17 protein-coding genes are annotated in these 19,549 nt (G+C 65.3%); 5 read left to right on the forward strand and 12 right to left on the reverse strand.

The genetic code is table 11. The annotated features are described in order from the left end of the window. Positions 1-2 precede the first annotated feature (2 nt). The 10 genes from ABIB78_RS02400 to ABIB78_RS02445 form a co-directional block, all read right to left on the reverse strand. A complete protein-coding gene (locus ABIB78_RS02400; RefSeq protein ID WP_429020989.1) occupies positions 3-2,213 on the reverse strand; it encodes an ABC transporter permease in 2,211 nt (736 codons plus the stop codon). Continuing rightward, positions 2,206-2,988, reverse strand: coding sequence for an ABC transporter ATP-binding protein (locus ABIB78_RS02405; protein ID WP_429020991.1), 783 nt, complete (start codon positions 2,986-2,988; stop codon positions 2,206-2,208). The genes ABIB78_RS02400 and ABIB78_RS02405 overlap by 8 nt, the downstream gene beginning before the upstream one ends. After that, positions 2,981-4,066, reverse strand: a complete 1,086-nt coding sequence (locus ABIB78_RS02410; protein WP_429020993.1) for a branched-chain amino acid ABC transporter permease — start codon at positions 4,064-4,066, stop codon at positions 2,981-2,983. The genes ABIB78_RS02405 and ABIB78_RS02410 overlap by 8 nt, the downstream gene beginning before the upstream one ends. A gap of 1 nt (position 4,067) precedes the next feature. Then, positions 4,068-5,078, reverse strand: a complete 1,011-nt coding sequence (locus ABIB78_RS02415) for a branched-chain amino acid ABC transporter permease (RefSeq protein ID WP_429020995.1) — start codon at positions 5,076-5,078, stop codon at positions 4,068-4,070. A gap of 130 nt (positions 5,079-5,208) precedes the next feature. Further along, a complete protein-coding gene (locus ABIB78_RS02420) occupies positions 5,209-6,027 on the reverse strand; it encodes a helix-turn-helix transcriptional regulator (RefSeq protein ID WP_429020998.1) in 819 nt (272 codons plus the stop codon). A 137-nt stretch (positions 6,028-6,164) separates the two neighbouring features. Then, positions 6,165-7,415, reverse strand: coding sequence for an ABC transporter substrate-binding protein (locus ABIB78_RS02425; RefSeq protein WP_429021000.1), 1,251 nt, complete (start codon positions 7,413-7,415; stop codon positions 6,165-6,167). 600 nt (positions 7,416-8,015) lie between these two features. Then, a complete protein-coding gene (locus tag ABIB78_RS02430; protein ID WP_429021001.1) occupies positions 8,016-8,735 on the reverse strand; it encodes an SDR family NAD(P)-dependent oxidoreductase in 720 nt (239 codons plus the stop codon). Positions 8,736-8,761: 26 nt separating this feature from the next. Further along, positions 8,762-10,006, reverse strand: coding sequence for an acyl-CoA dehydrogenase family protein (locus ABIB78_RS02435; protein WP_429021003.1), 1,245 nt, complete (start codon positions 10,004-10,006; stop codon positions 8,762-8,764). 118 nt (positions 10,007-10,124) lie between these two features. Next, positions 10,125-11,054, reverse strand: coding sequence for a helix-turn-helix domain-containing protein (locus ABIB78_RS02440; protein ID WP_429021005.1), 930 nt, complete (start codon positions 11,052-11,054; stop codon positions 10,125-10,127). A gap of 136 nt (positions 11,055-11,190) precedes the next feature. Then, on the reverse strand, positions 11,191-11,964 hold the full coding sequence (locus ABIB78_RS02445; protein ID WP_429021007.1) for an SDR family oxidoreductase: 774 nt from the start codon (positions 11,962-11,964) through the stop codon (positions 11,191-11,193). 136 nt (positions 11,965-12,100) lie between these two features. Between ABIB78_RS02445 and ABIB78_RS02450 the strand changes: the two genes are divergently transcribed. The 3 genes from ABIB78_RS02450 (at position 12,101) to ABIB78_RS02460 (ending at position 14,602) form a co-directional block, all read left to right on the forward strand. Next, on the forward strand, positions 12,101-13,009 hold the full coding sequence (locus ABIB78_RS02450) for a LysR family transcriptional regulator (RefSeq protein ID WP_429021010.1): 909 nt from the start codon (positions 12,101-12,103) through the stop codon (positions 13,007-13,009). 47 nt (positions 13,010-13,056) lie between these two features. Further along, positions 13,057-13,671, forward strand: coding sequence for a TetR/AcrR family transcriptional regulator (locus tag ABIB78_RS02455; protein ID WP_429021013.1), 615 nt, complete (start codon positions 13,057-13,059; stop codon positions 13,669-13,671). A 70-nt stretch (positions 13,672-13,741) separates the two neighbouring features. Then, positions 13,742-14,602, forward strand: a complete 861-nt coding sequence (locus tag ABIB78_RS02460; RefSeq protein ID WP_429021015.1) for a DMT family transporter — start codon at positions 13,742-13,744, stop codon at positions 14,600-14,602. A gap of 48 nt (positions 14,603-14,650) precedes the next feature. Here the strand turns inward: ABIB78_RS02460 and ABIB78_RS02465 are convergent, their stop codons facing one another. Next, complete coding sequence (locus ABIB78_RS02465; RefSeq protein WP_429021017.1) at positions 14,651-16,924, reverse strand: TonB-dependent receptor; 2,274 nt, start codon at positions 16,922-16,924, stop codon at positions 14,651-14,653. A 148-nt stretch (positions 16,925-17,072) separates the two neighbouring features. Then, positions 17,073-17,555, reverse strand: a complete 483-nt coding sequence (locus ABIB78_RS02470; RefSeq protein ID WP_429021020.1) for a DUF2946 family protein — start codon at positions 17,553-17,555, stop codon at positions 17,073-17,075. Between the two features lie 345 nt (positions 17,556-17,900). Between ABIB78_RS02470 and ABIB78_RS02475 the strand changes: the two genes are divergently transcribed. Next, positions 17,901-18,524 (forward strand): hypothetical protein, encoded by a 624-nt coding sequence (locus tag ABIB78_RS02475; protein ID WP_429021022.1) that lies wholly within the window; start codon positions 17,901-17,903, stop codon positions 18,522-18,524. Between the two features lie 124 nt (positions 18,525-18,648). Continuing rightward, positions 18,649-19,422, forward strand: coding sequence for an SDR family NAD(P)-dependent oxidoreductase (locus ABIB78_RS02480; protein WP_429021024.1), 774 nt, complete (start codon positions 18,649-18,651; stop codon positions 19,420-19,422). The last annotated feature ends 127 nt before the right edge of the window (positions 19,423-19,549 follow it).

Here is a 19,549-nt window from a genome sequence, read left to right on the forward strand (position 1 = left end):
GGTCACCTCGCCATCCTTCGCCGGCCACCGGCGCGTCCGAGCAGCGGACGGAACGCGCTGACGATGGCGGCGGTGAACTCGGGATCGTTGATGTTGCGCTTGATGCGGATGATCTGCCGGTTGCCGGTCTGACGCACGGTGTGCTCCAGCGCGCGAAACAGCGCAGCGTCAGCATCCGGGTCCCAGAACGGCTGGCCGGGTGCATCGAGCGCGGAGACGCCGCCTTCGGCCAGGAAGAAGCGCACCGGCCCGTCCATCTGGTTGAGACGTTCGCCGATCCAGCGGCCGATCCGCTCGTTCTCTTCCGGCGTGGTCCGCATCAAGGTGACCTGCGGATTGTGGACATGGAATTTGCGCTGCCGGTAGCGCTCCGGAATCGTGTCGGGCGCGTCGAAGTTCACCATATCCAGCGCGCCGACCGAGCCGACATAGGGCACGCGGCTGCGGATGATGGCGCCGAAACGATCCTCGGTCGCCGGGAACACGCCGCCCATCAGGAGGTCGCAGACCTCGGTGGTGGTGAGGTCGATGACCCCGGCGAGCTGTCCGGACTCGACCAGCTTCTCCATCGAGCGGCCGCCGACGCCGGTGGCGTGGAAGACGAGGCACTCGAAATCTTCACGGAGATCGGCTGCAATCTTCTGCACGGCCGGCGTGGTGACGCCGAACATGGTGATGCCGATGGCGGGAAGATGAGCGCTCGTATCGCGTTGTTTGCTGGCCTGTTCGTCGAGCCGCGCCTTGACCATGCCGACCAGGGCATGGGCGCCGTTGCCGAGCACCGTGCGCGAGATCGAGTTGAGGCCCTGCACGTCGGTCACCGAATACATCATGGTGATATCTGCGGGCCCGACATAAGGACCGACGTCGCCGGAGGCGACCGACGAGATGATGAGTTTTGGCACGCCGACCGGAAGCGCGCGCATCCCGGGGGCGACCAGCGACGCGCCGCCGGAGCCGCCGGCCGAAATGATGCCGGCGATGTTGCCCTGGCGGCGCAGCCATCGCTCGAATGCTTCCGCCATCGCCGTCACCGAGGCGCCGCGATCGGCGCCGAACACGCTTGCGCCGCCGCGGCCGTGGTTCAGCGCGATCTCCTGCGCGGTCACGTCGCAGCTCGCCGCCTTGCCGCTGGTCGAGACGTCGACAAGCCGGGTGCGCAGGCCGCTGCCGGCAAGGATGTCGCGAATGAAGCGCAGCTCCGCACCCTTGGTGTCGAGCGTGCCAACGACCAGCACCACGGGAGGCCCGGATGTTCTCGACGTTGCCGGTTCGCGCCGCGTGCGGGTTGCCTCTTCGAGACGCCTGACGGCGGCGGACTGCGTCCGTGCGGCGGCCTCGATACGGGCGATCGGCACCGGTTGCGACCAGCGCGTCGGCAGCACGGGATTGGAGACGTAGATGCGGGCCGGCCCTTTGCGTTCCGGCTGCGGCGTGGCGGCCGCTTCGACCTTTGCCGGCGCGGTCTCGGCGTCGGTCCCGTCAGCGCCATGAGTGCCGACGCCGAGCAACCGCTGCTGCAGCTCGCGGTCGGTCGCGAGGCGGGCGGAGTCGATGATGCGGTTGATCCGGCCATTGACCATGATGGCGACGTTTTGGGAGACCGCCGTCGCCACGCCGATATTCTGTTCGATGACCAGGACGGAGATGCCGCCCTCATCGCCGAGGCGCAGCAGCATGTCCTCGACCTGGGCGACGATCACAGGCGCGAGGCCTTCGGTCGGCTCGTCCATGATCAGCAGCTGCGGGTTGGTCAGCAGGGCGCGCGAGATCGCGAGCATCTGCTGCTCGCCGCCGGAGAGCTGGTTGCCGCCGTTGTTCTTGCGCTCGGCGAGGCGAGGGAAGGTGTCGTAGATCCGCTCGATGGTCCAGGCGCCGCGCCGCAGTCCACCGGCAAGCGCAAGGTGTTCGTCGACGGTCAGCGAGCGCCACAGGCGCCGGCCCTGCGGTACGTAGCCGACGCCGAGCCGGGCGATGCGCGCCGGGTTCAGTCGGGTGACCTCCTCGCCGCGAATCCGGATCGAGCCGCCGCTGACGCGCACCAGGCCCATGATCGCCTTGCACAGTGTGGTCTTGCCCATGCCGTTGCGGCCGACCACCGAGAACACGCCGGAATCGAGCGTGAGGTCGACGCCTTGCAGCGCATGCGAATGGCCGTAATAGACGTCGAGGCCCTTCACCTCGAGCGCGGGGGCGGCGCGGCGGTCACTCATGGCCGGCTCCAAGATAGAGCTCCTGCACCTCGGGATCGGACTCGATCTCGCGCGGCAGGCCTTCCTTGAAGATGCGGCCGTTGTGCATCATCGTCACGCTCTCGACCACGCGCAGCGCAACATCCATGTCGTGCTCGATGATGATGTAGCCGATATGCGCCGGCAGCGAGGTCAGGATCTCGATCAGCTCGCGCCGCTCGGTTGGCGACAGTCCCGCCGCCGGCTCGTCGAACAGGATGAAGCGCGGCGCGCCGGCCAGCGCCAGCGCGATCTCGAGCTGACGCTGCTGGCCATGCGCCAGCTCGGCGACGCGCTGGTCCTTGACGCCGGCAAGGTGTACGGCCTGCACCAGCGTTTCGGTCGCGTGCATCAGTGCATCGTTCTGCCCCGGGCGCAGAAACGAGAAGCGGCCGCGCGAGACGCCGCGGCAGGCGAGATAGACGTTGTCCTGCACCGTGAGGCCGGGGAATAGCGCCGAGATCTGGTAGGTGCGGCGCAGGCCCCTGCGGATGCGCTCATAGGGCGGGAATTGGGTGATGTCCTCGCCGAAGAAGCGGATCGTGCCGGAGGAGGGCGGGAAGTCGCCGGTGATGCAGTTGAACAGCGTCGTTTTGCCGGCGCCATTCGAGCCGAGCACCGCGCGCCGCTCGCCGGGACGCACGGTGATGGTGACGTCGGTCAGTGCCGCCAGCGCGCCGAACAGCCGGGTGACGCCGCGCAGCTCCAGGGCCGCGCCGGCGCCGACCACAGACAGTCGCTGCGCGACGCTATCCATGGCGGCCTCCGCCTGAACGTTGTGTCGAGGATGTGTTGCTGCGCCGCCAGCGGTCCCAGAGGCCGATCACGCCGTCGGACGACCAGAACACGATGGCGAGGAAGCCGAGCCCGATCAAGAGCCGGAAGCGGTTGCCGTCGAGCCCGAACTTGATCAACACGTCGAGCGCGAAAGTGCGCAGCAGGACGAAGATCAGCGCGCCGATGAACGGGCCGATCGGCCGCGTGATGCCGCCGACTATGGCGATGATCAAGACGTCGATGCAGGCGCCGACGCTGACCGAGCCGGGCGAGATCTGCCGGTAGTTCCAGACTTGCAGCACGCCGCCGAGCGCCGCGATGAAGGCGGCGAAGGCGTAGGCCGCGATGCGGTGCGCATTGGGGTTGAAGCCCAGCGCCGCCATGCGGCGGGAATTGTCGCGGACGCCCTGCAGCGCGAGGCCGAACGGCGCGCGCGAGACATATTGGACGACGAAATAGCAGATCGCTGCGACGCCGAGTGTCACGTAGTAGAAGGCGATATCGCCGCGCCAGTCGACGCCCAAGAAATGCGGCGTCGCGACGGTGTTGATGCCGGTATGGCCGTTGAAGATCGCCCAGTTCTGGTTGGTGAAATAGTAGAAGGCTGCACCGATCGCGAGCGTGATCATGATGGTGTAGATGCCCTCGGTGCGGACCGCGAGCGCGCCGCCGAGCGTGCCGAACAGCGTCGCCAGCGCCAACGCCATCGGGGTTGCGAGCCACCACGGCCAGCCGAGGCTGATATTGGCGTTGCCGCTGACCCCGAACACCGCGACCATGTAGCCGGCGAAGCCCGCGATCGTGAGCTGCATCAAGCTGACCATGCCGCCATAGCCGGCAAGGAACATCAGGCTGAGCGCGATGATGCCGAGGATCAGCGTGGTAGCGAAGATCTCGATCAGGAAGAAGCCGTTGGCGATCAGCGGCATGATCACCAGGATCAGCGCGACCAGCCAGGCCACCGGATTCTGGAATTCCGGCCAGGCGCGGATCAGGGCGCCGCGGGTCGCGTTGGCAGACGGGTCGGGACGAAGCTGGGTGCTCTGGAGCAACGACATCTCATCGCCTCGCGAGCAGGCCCTGCGGCCGCAGCGCCAGCACCAGCACCATGATCAGGAAGGTGACGACGATGGCGTAGGTCGGGATGTAGACCGAGCCGAGCTGCTCGGCGAGCCCGATGATGACGGCGCCAAGCGCGGCCCCCGGGATCGAGCCCATGCCGCCGACGATCACGACGACGAGGGAGGCGAGCAGGAAGCGCGTGTCCTCGCCCGGCGACAGCGACTGGAAGGTGCCGCCGACCACGCCGGCGATGCCGGCGAGCCCTGCGCCGAGCGCGAACACCAGCACGAACACGAGCTGGATCCGCACCCCGGTCGCGGCCAGAATGTCGCGGTCGTCGACCCCGGCGCGCACGATCATGCCGATCCGCGTGCGGTTGAGTGCCAGCCACATCGCAATCCCGATCACGACGGAGGCCAGGAAGATCACGAGCCGGACCAGCGGATACTGCAGATAGACCGGCTCGCCCGATGATTTCACCGCGGTCAGCAGCGGCAGCTGCACTGGGCCGATCAGCCAGCTCGGGGTCTGGACCTGGTAGAAGTCGCCGCCGAACACCCACAGCATCAAATCGGCGAACACGATCGAGAGCCCGATCGTCACCATGGTCTGCCGCAGGTCCTGTCCCTCCATGCGGCGGAACACGGCAAGTTGCAGGATCACGCCGACCAGCGCCACCGCGATGAAGGCTATGATGAAGCTGAGCAGCCAGGACCCGGTCCAGGTGCTGATCGCATAGCCGACATAGCCGCCGAACAGATAGAGCGAGCCGTGCGCAAGGTTGACATTTCGCATCAGGCCGAAGATCAGCGTGAAGCCGCTGGCCACCAGGAAATACAGCCCGCCGAGCGTGATGCCGTTCAAGACAGCGTTGAGGAACACCCGCTTGCGGCCGATCGCGGCTTCCAGCCCCGGCGGCCAGATCGCGAACACCAGCCACAGCAGCACCGCGACCGCGATGATCACGATCAGCGCCCAGGCCGGATGGCGTTCGATGAACCTGGCCATCTCCGTCGCGTTCCCTCCGTCGGTCGCGACCGTCTGCCGGGTCGCGTGTCCTGCATCCTACCGAGAGCGAAGGCGTCGGATTTGATCGAGAGTATCTTTTATCGCTGCTCCATCGTTGTGCGGAACTTCTTTACGGCCGCAACACCTTGGCGGCGCGGCGATAGTCGGTCGGGGCCATGCCGACATTGGCGGCGAAGAAACGGGTGAAGCCGCTCTGCGAGGAGAAGCCCAGATCGAAGCCGATATCGGCGATCGGCGTTTCGGTCGCCACCAGCGCATCCAGCGCCTGCTCCATGATCAGCGTGTTCATGTAGAGGTGAGGGGTGACGCCGGTCTGGGTTCGGAACAGCCGGTAGAAATGCGGCCGCGACAACCCCGCCTCCCGCGCGATCGCATCGAGCTCGATTTCGGCGCCGGGGCTTTCCGACATCAGCTTGATCGATTTGCGGACCCGGAAATCGGTCACGGCGGCGGCCGCGCGCGCATCCTGCGCGGCCTGCCAGCTCTCCTCGTAGCAGGAGTCGATCAACTGCCGGAGCTCGCTATCGAGGCTGCGCAGCGACGGCGCGCCGCATACCAGTGCTGCGGTGCGGCGGATCAGCCGGTCGAGCGCCTCCGTGCGCGGAAAGAAGGTGCGGCCGAACCGCAGGCCCTGTGTGCTGGCGGGCTGCGGCGTGAACCATTCGGCGTTGACATAGAGCACGAAGAAGATCGCGCCGTGGTCCATGTCGGTCGGCAGAAAATTGTGCGGCTCCCACGGGTTGACCGCGACCACGGTGTCGTCCTTGAGCAGCAGGCGCTGCTCGGAGACGTCGATCTGGGCCGGCGTGCCGCCGACATGAAAGATCAGGTGCCCTTCGCGGTGCGCATGCACGTTGAAGGGACGGTTCAACTGATAGACCGTCGCGCGACCGAACCGGCCGTGGAAGACGGCAAGCGCCCTGCTCATGCCTCCCCTCCCGCGGGATGTTCTTGTCTTTTCGACAAGCGTTCAACATCCGCCCGCGGAAAGCAAGGGCGAGCAGGGCTCTCGATGCAACCGCGCGCCTTGGTCACGGCTGGCTTGCCTGCACTGCAACAAATACGTCAGTACTTCTTGCACTCCGGAACCGTGCGGCCCGGCAGGCCGATCTTGGCGAACACCGCCGGATCGTAGCCCAGCGTCTGGTTGACGTTCGGGATCACCTTGACGACCTTGCTGAACAGCGCGCCCTTGCCGTCATCGACCACCTCGGTGACGAAATTGGTGCCGATTGCCTGGCGGTTGGCGTCGAGCTTGATCTTGCCGTTCGGCGCGTCGATCTCGATCTTCGCCAGCGCGTCCTTGAGCTTGGCCTGGTTGTTGGAGAGGTCGCCGTTGACCTGCCGCAGCGCCAGGATCAGCGCCATCGTCGAACCATAGTAGTTGGTGGCGAGCAGCGACGGGCTCGGGAAGCGTTTGCTCTCCGGGAAGGAGTCCTGATAGGCCTTGACGAATTTCTGCCAGCCCGGATCCTCCCAGGTATCGGCCTGGCCGCTCGCCGCGATGGTGCCGACCAGCGCGTTCTTGGCGCTGCCCTTCGACGACAGGATGGTCTGGTCGATCATGATCGAGCCGCCCATCAGATGCGCCTTGCCGCCGGCCTGCTGATACTGGTTGAGGAAGTTGACGGCGTCGGCGCCGCCGAGGCCGAGATAGATTGCATCGACATCGTCAGGCAGCGCGGCGATCACGGACGCGAAGTCCTTGGTGCCGAGCGGCACCCATTGCCGGTTGGTGACCTGGCCGCCGGCGCCGCAGAACTCGAGCACCAGGCCGAACACCTGGGTGTAGATGAAGGAGTAGTCCTCGCCGACGGTCGCGATCTTGCGATAGCCCTTGGTCTCATAGGCGTATTTGCCGAGGCCGACCTGCCACTGCGCGCCGTCCATGTTGTAGCGGAAGAAGTTCGGCGCCGGATCGACATAGGTCGTCTCCTGGGCGCCGGAGGCGGCGTTGACGAAGGTCAGTTCCGGATGCGTCTTGGCAAAGTTCTTCACCGCGATGCCTTCGTCGCCGGACAGCGGCGACAGCAGGATCTGCACCTTGTCCTGCTCGATCAGCTTGCGCACCGCGCGCACCGCGGAGTCCGGCGTCGCGTCGGTCGAGGCGACGACGAATTCGAGCTCCTTGTCGCCGATCTTCTTGCCCAGCACGTTGAGCGCGGTCTGGAAGCCGCGCATGCCGTCCTCGCCGAGCACCGTGTAGGTGCCTTCGAGCGTTGCGGTGACGCCGACCTTGATCTTCTCCTGAGCGAACGCCGTGCCCGAAAGCAACAGGCTGCCCAACGCAATCAGTCCCAAACTGCCTTTCAACATCGCGCTCCTCCCTGGTGTTGTCGCCGGCGTCCACATGGCCTGACGAAGGCTGATGGGCGTCCGGTTGTTGCTGATAAAGCTAGCCGAAGGCAGGCGCGGCGCGGATGTCGTCGACGCGGGGTAGCTTAACGGGCAGTCTCATTTTGATTGTTGCGCCGCAACGAGGTTCGCGGCGCAATGTCGCGGTCGCGTGTTCGGTGTCATCACCCGCGCATGCGGGTGATCCGGTATTCCAGGCGTTCGTGCTTAAGCTGAGAGGCTGCGGCGTACTGGATCGCCCGGTCGAGCCGGGCGATGACGGTGTGGGTGAGGCTTTGCCTATCCTGGAGTCCGATGCAGCGCCGCATACGCAATCGTCGTCCCGGCGAAGGCCGGGACCCATACGCCGCAGCGGATCTGTGAACGGGACTCGTCGTTCCAGCATCGCGCAACAAGCAGTATTTGGGGTTATGAGTCCCGGTCTTCGCCGGGACGACACTAAACTTGTTGCGCCACTTATGAGTCACACATCCGCATTCCCGCGACATGATTTGTCCGAACTAGCGCTGCCGCGACGCCCGAAGCAGCGCGGAGCGGCAACACGGTCCGGGCATCGCTTTGCTACGGCATGTGGTGGCCGGCAGCCTGTCCGCCGTCGACGTGGAGCACTTCTCCGGTCACAAATCCTGCGCCATCGAGGTAGAGCACCGCGTCGACAATGTCGGAGATCTCTCCCATCCTGCCGACCGGGTGAAGTGCCGCCAGCGCCTGATGCGCCTCCGCCGGGTGCATCGGGGTCTTGATGATTCCGGGCGACACCGCGTTGACGCGGATTCCACTCCTTGCGTATTCGATGGCGAGCGCGCGAGTTGCGGCGCTCAAGGCTCCCTTTGTCAGCGAGGTGAGGGCGGCCGGGACGCTGCTCATCGGCTGGTCGACGAGACTCGTCGTGATCGTGACGATGTGACCGTTGCCCTGCTTGCTCATCAGCTCCAGCGCGCGCCGGGTCATGTTGAAAAAGCCGGTCACGTTGGTCGAGATGTAGCTGGCGTAGTCATCCTGGGTGTAAGCCGTGAACGGTTTCGCCATGAACATGCCGGCGTTGTTGACCAGCGTGTCGACGCGGCCGAAGCGCTCCAGCGCCGTTTTGAACACGTCCTCCGCCGTGTCAGGCGCGCCGACGTCGCCCGCCACCGTGACGATATCCGCATCGGCGGCCGGCTTGATCGAGCGTGACGTCGCAACGACCCGGTAGTTGCGATCCCTGAAGGCCTGAACGATACCGGCGCCGATCCCCTGAGATGCGCCGGTGACGACTGCCACTTTCCGCTCTGTGCTCATGATTGTGCCCTCTAAAAACTCCGCGCTTATGCCGCTCCGCTTGCGGCGAGCGGGCTGTAGTCGCGGCTCTTGAACATCGTGTGCAGCTGCCGGCGCCGGATGCCAAGATTGCCGCCGTCGAAAATCGGCAGCGCGAGCGCGTCCTGGAGCAGGCCACCGAACGGAGCTTCATGGTCGTAGCTGTCGATGCCGACCACCCGCATCAGATCGGTGATGACGCGCACGGCAGCCTCGGAGCCGAAGATCTTGGCCTGCACCGCAAGCTCCTCGGCCGCCGGCGACTGGGTGTCCAGGGCATGGCAGGCACGCCAGCTGAGAGTGCGCGCCGCTTCGATCGTGGTCTTGGCATCGGCGAGCGCGTATCCGACCGCCTGATGCTCGATAATGGGGTGAACGCCGCCGCGCTTTTCGCTGCGGGCAAAATCAAGCGCGAACGCGAAGGCCGCCCGCATCAGCGCGACGCCGAAGATTCCGACCAGTGCCGCCGTGCCGGTGAACGCCGCCGCCGTCAGCGCGAGACCTGAGCCCGGCTGTCCGAGCAGATTGTGGTGCGGTGCCGAGACATTCTGAAAACCAAACTGCGGGACGAGGTGCGCGCGATGACCGATGCTGTCGATTGCGCGTTCGAACACAAGGCCGGTCACCGGACCTTGCACGGCAATGATCGAGATGGCGGTGTCCGCTGTTGCCACCGGATCGGTCCGGCACACAATGGTCAGAAGATCGGCACCCTCGCGATTCCAGCCGGTGGCCGAGGACACCCATTTCTTGCGGCCGTTGATCAGCCAGTTGTCGCCCTCTCGCCGGGCGGTGGTGCGGACGCCCTCGCCGGGCGGCGGTGAGGCGGCGTTGGCGCTGCCGCCCGGTTCGCTGGAGCAGAAGGCGGCGAGCGGCGCGCCGCTGGTCTTCAGAAAGGGCGGAAGCAGCCGCTGGCATTGCTCCGGCGTGCCGCCGAGCAGCAGCGGCAGCAGGCCGAGCACGCTGCCAAGCATGGTGAGCGTCACGCTGGGGTTCACGCTGTAGAATTCCTCGGCCAGGATCGCCATATCGATCATACCGGCATTGTCGCCGCCCGCCGGCGCCGGAATGCACTTGCGCAAATAGCCTGCCGCCACCATCGCCTCGTACGTCGGCTTGGTGGCGAGAAAGCGCTGCTCCGGCGTTGCCAGCTTTTCGGCGGCTCTGGCTTCGGCCAGCAGCGCCCTGGCAAATTTGCGGGAGGCGAGTTGCAGCTCGCGCTGCTGCGCCGTGAGCGTGAAATCGATCGCCATGCCGATGCCCTCCGTGTCGGGCTTATCGCTATCGCGTCATGGTCAGGAAATCTTGGACGGCAGTGCCCGATTTCTTGGCGCGGACTGAACCGGGTCGTGAACCCGGTCTCGTCGCGCTTCAGTGCGCGGCGGCGCGGCGGAACTCGCGCGGGGCGAGGCCATTGTGGCGCTTGAACCGGCGGTTGAAATGCGAGATGTCGCGGAAGCCCGCGGCAAAGGCGATCTCGGCAATCGTCCTGTGGGCAGAGGTGAGCAGGGCGCGCGTGCAAGAGGCGATCCGCTGCTCGTTGACATGTTCGCCCACGGAGCGGCCGGTGGTTGCAAACAGGCGGTGCACGTAGCGCTCGGAGCAGCGGAATTTCGTGGCCAGCGCCGGTGCACCGAGCTCGGGGTCGTCGCTGTGACGCGCGATATGGTCAAGCATCATCGACAGCAGCACCGGCGTATGCACGCGCTCTGCCGCCGTGTCGGCGAGGATGTCGGGGGCGTGCGCGATCAGCTCGGCGATATGCGTGCCGAGCATCGCCGAGGTTGTTGCGAGTTGACCGCCGCTCAGGCAGAGCTCGGCGTAGCTCGCGAGCGTCCGCGAGAGCGCGCGGCCGGTTTCGGTCGCAGACAGGCCGAGCCGCGGGTGGTCGAACAGCGCATCCGGCAACAGACGCCGGGGCACGGCAAAGCAGAACAGCTTGAAATTATGCCGGTGGGCGATCTCGAACGGCTGCGTCGTATCGGCAACCGCGAGATCGCCGGGGGCGCTGATCTGCTCGTGGCCGCGCTGCGAGGTGCGTCCTAGCCCTTCGAGCTGGAGGTTGACGAAGCAAAGGTCGTCGGTGCTCGCAGCGATGTGCGAGGCGAGCCGGTGCACGATGTGCCCGCTCGCCGTGACCCGCGATATCTGCAGCGGCGCGGCGTCGACCTTGCAGATCGCGCCCGCAAACGATTCCTCGGCAATCCTGCGCGGTTCCAGTCGCACGAAGGCAGCTGCGAGGTCGTCTGCCCAACTGCCGAAGGGTTGATCCGGACGGGCCGGCCTGGTCGACCATTCCATGTGCGCCTCGAATAGACCGTCACTGCGAAGGGCCCAGCAGGGCGAAAGATATCGCCGGCCAAACCGGCGGTCAAATTCCGCCGGCGGCCTGTTTTCCGCTGCAAAGCACGGCGCGTGCACGCAGAGAACGGCGATCTCACTTCGTGGTGTAGCCGCCGTTGACGAGGATGGTCTGGCCGGTCATCCACCAGCCGTCCGACACCAGGAGGCGAATCCAGGGCACGATGTCCTTGATGTCGGTGAGACCGGTCTTCGAGAAGCCGGACAGCGCCGCTGCCGATTTGTGATAGGCGACCGCATCCGTACCCTCGGCCGGATAGAAGAACGGCGTGTCCATCGGGCCGGGGCCAATCGCGGTAACCGAGATGCCGCGTGCGCCGAACTCCTTAGAGGCCGCGCGCGTAAAGTGCTCGACCGGCGCCTTGGTGCCGGCATAGGCCGCATAGAACGGGGTGTAGGCGCCGAGCAGCGACGTCACCAGCGTGCAGATCTTGCCGTTGTCGTTCACATGGCGACCGGCTTCCTTGAGGAAGAAGAACGCCGACTTGGTGTTGACCGCGCTCATCGCGTCGTATTCGGCCTCCGAGATCTCGACCATCGGCTTCTTCAACACTTTGCCGACGGTGTTGATCGCGACGTCGGGACGGCCGATCGCGGCGACGGCGTCGGTGAACAGCTTCTCCATCGCGCCCGATGTCGTGAGGTTGGCCTGAAAAGCGACCGCGTTGGCGCCGGCCGCCTTGATCGCAGCGACGGTCGCGTCGGCGTCGGCTTTGGTCGCGGCGCTGTTGTAGTGGATCGCGATCGCCTTCGCGCCGTGGGCCGCGAGATCGCGTGCGATCAGGCCGCCTAGGTTCTTGGCGCCGCCGGCGATGATGACGGTTTTGCCCTTGATGCTGTGGTCGGTCATGGCGTTTGCCTCTCCGGATCATGCGGCCGCGCGTGCGGCCGCTTCCTGGAGGCAACGATATCGTCTAGGATTTGCCGATAAAGCCATGCATTCTGACCTCACTTGTCAGAAATAGCGAACAATCGGGGCGTTAGTCGTGGACCGCATCGATCTCTTCCGCGTTTTCGCCCGCGTCGTCGAGTGCGCGAGCTTTACGCGGGCGGCCGACACGCTCGGGCTGCCGCGCTCGTCGGCGTCCTCGGCGGTCGCGGAGCTGGAGCAGCGCATCGGCGCCCGGCTACTGCACCGGACGACGCGAAAAGTGTCGCTGACCCATGATGGCGCGGCCTTCTACGAACGGTGCCTGCGCGTCGTCGCCGATGTCGAGGAGGCCGAGACCCTGTTCCGCCATGCCGCCGCCGAGCCGTCTGGTCGACTCAGGGTCGACGTGCCCGGGCGGATCGGACGCCTGATTATCGCGCCGGCGCTGCCCGCGTTCCTCGACCGCTACCCGCAGATCGACATCGATCTCGGCGTCACCGATCGCGCCATCAATCTGATCGCGGACTCCGCCGATTGCGTCGTGCGCGTTGGCCCGCTCGGTGATTCCGGTCTGATCGCGCGGCCGCTCTGCAATCTGACGCTGATCAATGTCGCGAGCGCGGGATATCTCGCGCGCCACGGCACGCCGCAGACGCCGGACGATCTCGGCGCGCATTGGGCGGTCAACTACGCCTCGCCCTCCACCGGCCGCATCGCGGAATGGGAATGGCGCGAGCAGGGCGCGGCGCGCACCATCGCGATGCGCGGCCGCGTCACCGTCAACAGCGCCGAGGCCTATATCGCCTGCTGCCTCGCCGGCCTCGGCCTGATCCAGATTCCTGCTTACGACGTGAAGCGGCACCTCGATGCGGGCGAACTCGTCGAGGTGATGCCGCGGCATCGCGCGACGCCGATGCCGATGACCTTGCTCTATCCGCACCGCCAGCACCTGTCGCGGCGGCTGCAGGTGTTTGCCGATTGGCTGGCGGACCTGTTGAAAGGACACCTGCTCATCGCACTTTAGGGCGCGGACTGGCTTGATATATGGACCGAATGGTCTATATATGACCTATGCGCCACCAGACCCCCGTGCAGTTGCCCCGTGGCCGCCCCCGAAGTTTCGACACGGAGGCCGCCGTCGAGCGCGCGATGGATGTGTTCTGGTCGCGCGGCTACCACGCGACTGCGCTTCCGGACCTGCTTCGTGCGACAAAGCTCTCGCGTGGCAGCCTTTACGCCGCATTCGGTGACAAGCACTCGCTCTTCCTGCGTGCGCTTGACCGCTACATTGCCGATGCCCTGACACGGATGGATATCGAACTCGCCCCCGGCAGAGAGCCGGTCGACGGCCTGCGGGCCTACCTTGCCGGCTACGTTGATCGCACCAGCGGCGCCAATGGCCGGCGCGGATGCCTGCTGGTGGCCACCGTCATGGAACTGGCCGGCCATGATGCTGAAGTTGATCGTCGCATCGCGAGCTTTTTCAAAGCCATGGAGGCCAGGGTGGCGGATGCGCTTTCCGGTGCAAGGGCGGCGGGCAAGCTAGCAGACGGTGTTGAGCCTTCAAGTGCCGCGCGAATTCTCGTCTGTTTCCTTTGGGGGCTGCGAGTGGTCGCCAAAACGGCACCGACACGGATCACGTCGCAAGCTACCGTTGACGCTCTTCTCGACCGCTTCATCAGGTAAACAACCCATGGACGCCTCCGCTGTTGGCGCACCTATATCTGGACCAAATGGTCTTGAAAGGAAGGATGCCATGTCTGCCATCCAGATCGTCTGCGCGGTGGCCGTTCCCTTGCTCTGGGGTTATCAGTTCGTGGCCATCAAAGTGGGCGTCACGGAGTTTCCGCCGCTCTTCTTCCTCGCACTGCGGTTCATGGCCATCGCACTGCTGCTTGTTCCGTTCGTCAAAAAGCCCACGCGTCAGCAGTTCGGCCCCGTCGCCGCTATTTCGATTTTCCTTGGTGGACTGAACTTCGGGCTCTTCTACGTTGGCCTTGGGCTCGGCTCGGGAAGCATGTCGGCCGTCGCCTATCAACTCGCGCCGCCCTTCACCGTCCTGTTGGCTTGGCCGCTGCTCGCGGAGAGGCCGTCTCTCACCACGTCCGCCGGAGTGGTGATTGCATTCGTCGGCGTGGTCGTGGTGGCAGCAGGGCCCGGCCTGTCGGCAAATGCACTTCCGCTGCTGCTTGTGGTCGGGGCAGCATTCGCGTTCGCGGTGTCCAGCGTCTTGACGAAGCGCTACGGCCCTTTTGATCCTTTGATGTTGATGGGGTGGTCGTCGCTGCTCACGGTGCCGCAGGTCTTGTTGATGTCATTGCTCCTTGAATATGGACAACTGACGAGCCTTGCCACGGCGGACGGACGTGGTTGGCTGGCACTTGCCTACACGATTTTCATCGGAGGAATTGTCGGGTTTGGCCTTTGGTTCTGGCTGATCGCCCGATGCTCCCTGAACCGCGTCGCACCATTCGGCCTGCTGATTCCGCTGTTTGCCTTGATTTCGAGCGTGTTGTTCCTCGGCGACCGCATGACCCCGAAGTTGATGGTCGGTGGGCTGCTTGCGATCTCCGGCGTCGCCATTACACAAGTAAGACCGAGCGCTCGATCAATTTGAATCCGGAAGTCACGCCCTGGCGACTTCCGGATTTGGCCTTATGTCTCGCTAGAATTTCTGCGTGATGCCCGCATAGACGCCGCGGCGCGGGCCGTATTGCGGGGCGAATACGCCGATGCCGGAGCCGTCGCGGATCTGGTAGACGGTGTCGAACAGGTTGACGACGTCGAGGCGCAGCGTGGTGGGTTTGTTCGGCGCGACAATGTTGAAGTCGTGCGAGACGCCGAGGTTGACCTGCGTATAGGGCGGCACCGTGCCGGTATTGGCAAAGCCGTCGCGCAAGCCTGAGCCGTAGATCAGCGAGGCGCTGAACTTGGTGTCGCGCCACTGGTACCAGCCGCCCACCGACGCGGTCAGCGTCTGGGCATGGTCGGTGTTGACGTAATTGTTGGCGATGTAGGCCAGTTCGTCCGGATCGAACAGATACTGGTTCGAGACGACGGTGGTCGCGACCTGCTTCGCGATGGCGACATTGCCGTAGAGATGCAAATTGTCGTGGTCGTATCGCGCCGTCAGCTCGACGCCTTCGTTGGTGCCTTTCGCGTAGTTGAAGGCGGTCAGGACGTAGGCCTGGCCGAACTGGCCGTCGTCGAGCAGGTCGGTCGCGATCTTGTAATAGGCGTCCATGCCGACTTCGAGGCCCTGGATCGCATCAACCTTTTGGGTGACGCCGACGTCGAACACGTGCGAGCGCTCCGGCAGCACGGGGTCATTGGCAGTGGTCGCAGGCTGCGCCGTCGTGTTCTGTACCAGCGCAAGGTTGGTCGGTGCCGCCAGCACCTGCTCGGGCGGCGTGAAGTTGCGGGCATAGCCGGCATGGAAGGTCGTGCCGTCATAGGGCTTCCATGTCAGGCTGATCCGCGGGCTCAGCTGGTTGGCGTCGACATATTGCCACATCTGGTCGAAGCGCAGACCGGCGTTGAGCGTAAGCTGGTTCGTGATCTTCCACTCGTCGGCGATGTAGGTCGAGAACAGGTATCCGGTCTTGGCGCTGGAGTCGAACACGGAGAGCGGCGCATCGATCGGGTTGCCGGCGTCGTCCAGCGGCAGCACGGTCGAGCCGTTGTTGACGAGCGAGCGCTCGGCGCTGAACGCGACGCCGAACTTCAGCGTGTGCGCGAAGCCCAGCCTGTAGGACGTATCCTCCTGGATCCCGTTGATGGTGCTCTGACGATACACGTCCGAAGCAACGCCGTTGAACACGAGATCGCCGACCGGATCGGGCATGAAGTGCAGCTGGCTGTAGCGGTTGAAATAGGCGATCTGGTAGTCGAATCCGTCGCCCGATTTCTGATAGGCCACGACGTTGAACTGGTTGAACTCCTGCTGCCGCTCGGCCAATAGCGCGGAATCGAAATTCGAGACGCCGAAGGCAGTGAAGGCCGGAGTCTGGCCGGGATTGTTGGGGATCTGATAGGCGCCGTTGGAGACGCCGCCGATATAGGTCAGCCGGCTGGTCGGATCGATTGCCGTCGAGACATAGGCAAAGCCCTTCTCCTGATCCGTCCTGTCGTGGATGGCATTGTAGGCCGGCGTCGGGTTCTCGATGCCGACATCGCTGCCGAAATAGCGTCCTGAGACGTAATACTGGGTCTGTCCGATCGTGCCGCCATAGTCGACGCTGGTCGTGAACATGCCGTGGCTGCCGCCATAGACGCCGATACTGCCGGAATTGTTGAAGGCGTCGGCCTTGGTCTGGATGTCGAGCACGCCGGCGGTGCGCAGGCCGTACTGCGCGGGCAGCGCGCCGGTGATCAGCGCCATGCTGCCGACGATGCCGGTGTCGATGATCTGGCCGAAGGCGCCGACGCCGTCCGGCAGCATGATCCCGTTGATGCGGTATTGCAGGTTGGCGTGCTCGTTCCGCACGTGCAGTTCGCCGCTTGCGGCCGAGTCCTGCGAAACCCCGGGCGCCTGCAGCAGTGCCTTGTCCAGGGTGGTGTTGGTCCCCTGTGGAAGTGACTCGAGGCGCTGCTGGCTCATCTGGTAGGTGTTGGCGCCGGTCGGCGCCAGCAGGGCGGCGCGGGCCTGGTCGAGCCGCGCATTCTGGCCTGCTATTCCCCGAGCCTCGCTCTGTTCGGCGGATTCGGGCGCCGTCGATACCGCACCGGCTCTTCGCGCGCGTCGACCGCTTCCGGTCGCAATGCGCGTCTTCGGCTTTTTCGGCCCGGACGGCGCGGTGTGGCGCTGCGGCGCCGTCACCGTGACGTCCGGAAGCTCGGTGGTCGGCGCGGCGGTCTGCGCCAGTCCCGCGCCATTCATCCCGCAGAACAAGAGAGATGCCGCACCGGCGGCGGCGTATCGTCTGATATTTCCTGACATGTTGGTTCCCGATCCCGTGAGGCCGCGATCCGGATCCTTCCGAACAGGACGCGGTCGAGCCCGCCGTCGAGGCGCGACGGCGACATTCCCCATTGATCAAACGGCAGCCGGCATGTGGCTGCGTTCGCAGTTCAGTTGTGCTGGGATGTCAGGAGATCGGAGGCGCGCGCGGCTGATAGTGAAGCCGGCTGATGTCGACCGGGGCCGCATAATTGTCGATGTGCCAGGAAAGCAGACCGGCGGCATCCGGCAGCTGTAGCGGCGGCAGCGCCGGCATTGCCGCGTTGACCATCGCCACGACGGCGCAGATGGCGCAAAGATCTGCGGCCTGATCGGAGTCAGGATTCGAACGCGGCTCGTCGCGCGATGTGTTCTCGACATGCACCGCGAGCGACGCGAGGGCGGCTTCGATCGAAGCTTGCGACCGCTGCAACGACGAGTTGGCCGTCGCCTGTGCCGGCGCAATGGCATGAAAATGGCCGAACGACAGCACGAACTGGACCGCCAGCGCCAAAAGCGCCAGCCGAGTCCCGTGCCTGATGTTCGAACGAAACCACTTCATGACGACGCCATTCCGCGCCGAGAGGGTCACAAGACCGACGGAGGGCGCCTGCGACGCGGTGTCGCACATTTTCGAAAACGTGCCGGCCTGTCAATCCGCATTGCCGAGCGATGCGATCGATTTCCGGCCGTCCGGACGATCTTGCAACACTGCGATGTCGGCGGCGACATCGGTCCACGACCGGGTCTCGGTGTGATCGAGCGATGTGTCAGATGATCGTCAGGTTCACGATGATGACTGAGGTGCTCTGGCCTCGTCTGGCAAAGCCAAATGCTTCCCTGGTGCTCGGCCGTTCGCCGGCGCGGCTTCGGTGTTCCTTGTGACCGGGCCAGACGAGCTACTTCTGACCGGGCGGCACCGCTGGCATTGCCAGCGCCCGAAGGGTATAGTTTGCGGGCACGTGACGGTAACCTGATGTCCTCTTTCGCAAGCAAGCTCGGCCTCGCAATCCCATTATTGGCGCTGTTCCTGAGCAGCCCGCAGGCCAACGCCCAGGCCGGACCCGTACGCTACTGGACGCCGGGCTCGCTGTTCGGCTTCGGCGGCAGCCTGGCCGATGGCCAGAAGGTGGACACTTACGGAAACTTTCCGGGTTTTGACGCCGCCGGCGCGCAGGGTGGCGACTTCTCGTATCTGAACGGCAATCAGCCGGACGGCTGGTTTGTCGGCAGTGAAGGCGGCCGCGTCGGCTGGAACACGCTCGGCCAATCGGCCGCGTTCGGCTCGCTCGAATATCAGGGCGCGCAGTTCGGCTACAATTTCAAGGGCGTCGGCGGATCGCCCGTGACCTTCTTCGCCGGTTTCGACACCTTGAAATACAATCCGCCCGGCGCCGGCGGGCCGCTGGCGCCGTTCAGCGGCAATCCCGCCGTCAACGCTGGATATGCGGCGCGTGCAGGACTTGAGTTTCGCCCGAGTTCGAATGTCAGCCTGTCGTTCGGGGTTGGCTTCGCTCAGCAGGGGGCCGAGCGCATGGACAGCGACATTCATTCGCAGTTGCTGCCCGGCCAGTCTCCGGTTCTGTTCGGCGGCCGCTAGCGCGACGCAAGCGGCGTGAAGATAGCGCGTCAGCGCAAGACGGCAGAGCTGCGGTCCTGATTCAACCAGACCTTCAACCAGAACCAAGAAGGCTCGGGGTCACGAGCACAGTCAGGATCGAAACATGGACATGCAGGGCAAGATCGCACTCGTCACCGCCGCGGCGTCGGGCGCCGGCCGAGCCGGGGCGCTCATCCTCGCGCGCGAGGGCGCGGCGGTCGCGGTCGTCGATCAGAACGAGCCCGGCGCGAAGGCGGTGGTCGAGGAGATCAAAAAGGGCGGCGGACGCGCGCTGGCGCTGACCGGCGATCTCCGCGACGACGGTTTTTCGCGCGATATCGTAACAGCGACCGTCAAGGAGTTCGGCGCGCTGGACTGCGTGTGGAATCATCTCGGCATTCCCGGTCCGTCCGTGATCGACGATCTGGAGGGCTGGGATCTCAGCGTCGATCTCAATCTGCGCTCGCAGCTGATCACCACCAATGCGGCGCTCGGACAGATGACGGCGCGGCGCAAGGGCAGCATCCTGTTCACCGCATCGACCTCGGGCCTGGTCGGCTCACCGTGGAGCCCGACCTATTCGGCGGCCAAGGCCGGCGTGATCGGCCTGGCGCGGGCGCTCGCCAAGCGCCACGCCAAGGATGGCGTGCGCGTCAATGCGATCTGCCCCGGCGCGATCGACACGCCGATGCTGCGGGTGTTCGTCAACCGGCCGGACCAGCCCGGTCACAATGAGGCCGATCCCGAGGAGCTGATCAAGGCCGCGGTCACCCGCAATCCGATGGGCCGCGCCGCGCGCCCGGAGGAGATCGCGGAGGTCGCGGTGTTCCTGCTGTCGGACAAGGCGTCGTTCGTCACCGGCATCGCGATGCCGGTCGACGGCGGGACGGTGGCGTAGGATCCAGCATCGTCATGGCCGGGCTTGTCACGGCCATCCACGTCTTTGCCTGCTCAAGCGGAGAAAAAAAGGCGTGGATGCCCGGCACAAGGCCGGGCATGACGAGTTTCGTGGAAAGCCAGGCTCG

Source organism: Bradyrhizobium sp. I1.14.4 (assembly GCF_050435825.1).
Lineage (GTDB): Bacteria > Pseudomonadota > Alphaproteobacteria > Rhizobiales > Xanthobacteraceae > Bradyrhizobium.

Bases quoted from the DNA above. Each gene is read 5' to 3' on its own strand.
- ABIB78_RS02400 (WP_429020989.1), bottom strand. From the start codon at position 2,213: ATGAGTGACCGCCGCGCCGCCCCCGCGCTCGAGGTGAAGGGCCTCGAC.
- ABIB78_RS02405 (WP_429020991.1), bottom strand. From the start codon at position 2,988: ATGGATAGCGTCGCGCAGCGACTGTCTGTGGTCGGCGCCGGCGCGGCC.
- ABIB78_RS02410 (WP_429020993.1), bottom strand. From the start codon at position 4,066: ATGTCGTTGCTCCAGAGCACCCAGCTTCGTCCCGACCCGTCTGCCAAC.
- ABIB78_RS02415 (WP_429020995.1), bottom strand. From the start codon at position 5,078: ATGGCCAGGTTCATCGAACGCCATCCGGCCTGGGCGCTGATCGTGATC.
- ABIB78_RS02420 (WP_429020998.1), bottom strand. From the start codon at position 6,027: ATGAGCAGGGCGCTTGCCGTCTTCCACGGCCGGTTCGGTCGCGCGACG.
- ABIB78_RS02425 (WP_429021000.1), bottom strand. From the start codon at position 7,415: ATGTTGAAAGGCAGTTTGGGACTGATTGCGTTGGGCAGCCTGTTGCTT.
- ABIB78_RS02430 (WP_429021001.1), bottom strand. From the start codon at position 8,735: ATGAGCACAGAGCGGAAAGTGGCAGTCGTCACCGGCGCATCTCAGGGG.
- ABIB78_RS02435 (WP_429021003.1), bottom strand. From the start codon at position 10,006: ATGGCGATCGATTTCACGCTCACGGCGCAGCAGCGCGAGCTGCAACTC.
- ABIB78_RS02440 (WP_429021005.1), bottom strand. From the start codon at position 11,054: ATGGAATGGTCGACCAGGCCGGCCCGTCCGGATCAACCCTTCGGCAGT.
- ABIB78_RS02445 (WP_429021007.1), bottom strand. From the start codon at position 11,964: ATGACCGACCACAGCATCAAGGGCAAAACCGTCATCATCGCCGGCGGC.
- ABIB78_RS02455 (WP_429021013.1), top strand. From the start codon at position 13,057: ATGCGCCACCAGACCCCCGTGCAGTTGCCCCGTGGCCGCCCCCGAAGT.
- ABIB78_RS02460 (WP_429021015.1), top strand. From the start codon at position 13,742: ATGTCTGCCATCCAGATCGTCTGCGCGGTGGCCGTTCCCTTGCTCTGG.
- ABIB78_RS02465 (WP_429021017.1), bottom strand. From the start codon at position 16,924: ATGTCAGGAAATATCAGACGATACGCCGCCGCCGGTGCGGCATCTCTC.
- ABIB78_RS02470 (WP_429021020.1), bottom strand. From the start codon at position 17,555: ATGTGCGACACCGCGTCGCAGGCGCCCTCCGTCGGTCTTGTGACCCTC.
- ABIB78_RS02475 (WP_429021022.1), top strand. From the start codon at position 17,901: ATGTCCTCTTTCGCAAGCAAGCTCGGCCTCGCAATCCCATTATTGGCG.
- ABIB78_RS02480 (WP_429021024.1), top strand. From the start codon at position 18,649: ATGGACATGCAGGGCAAGATCGCACTCGTCACCGCCGCGGCGTCGGGC.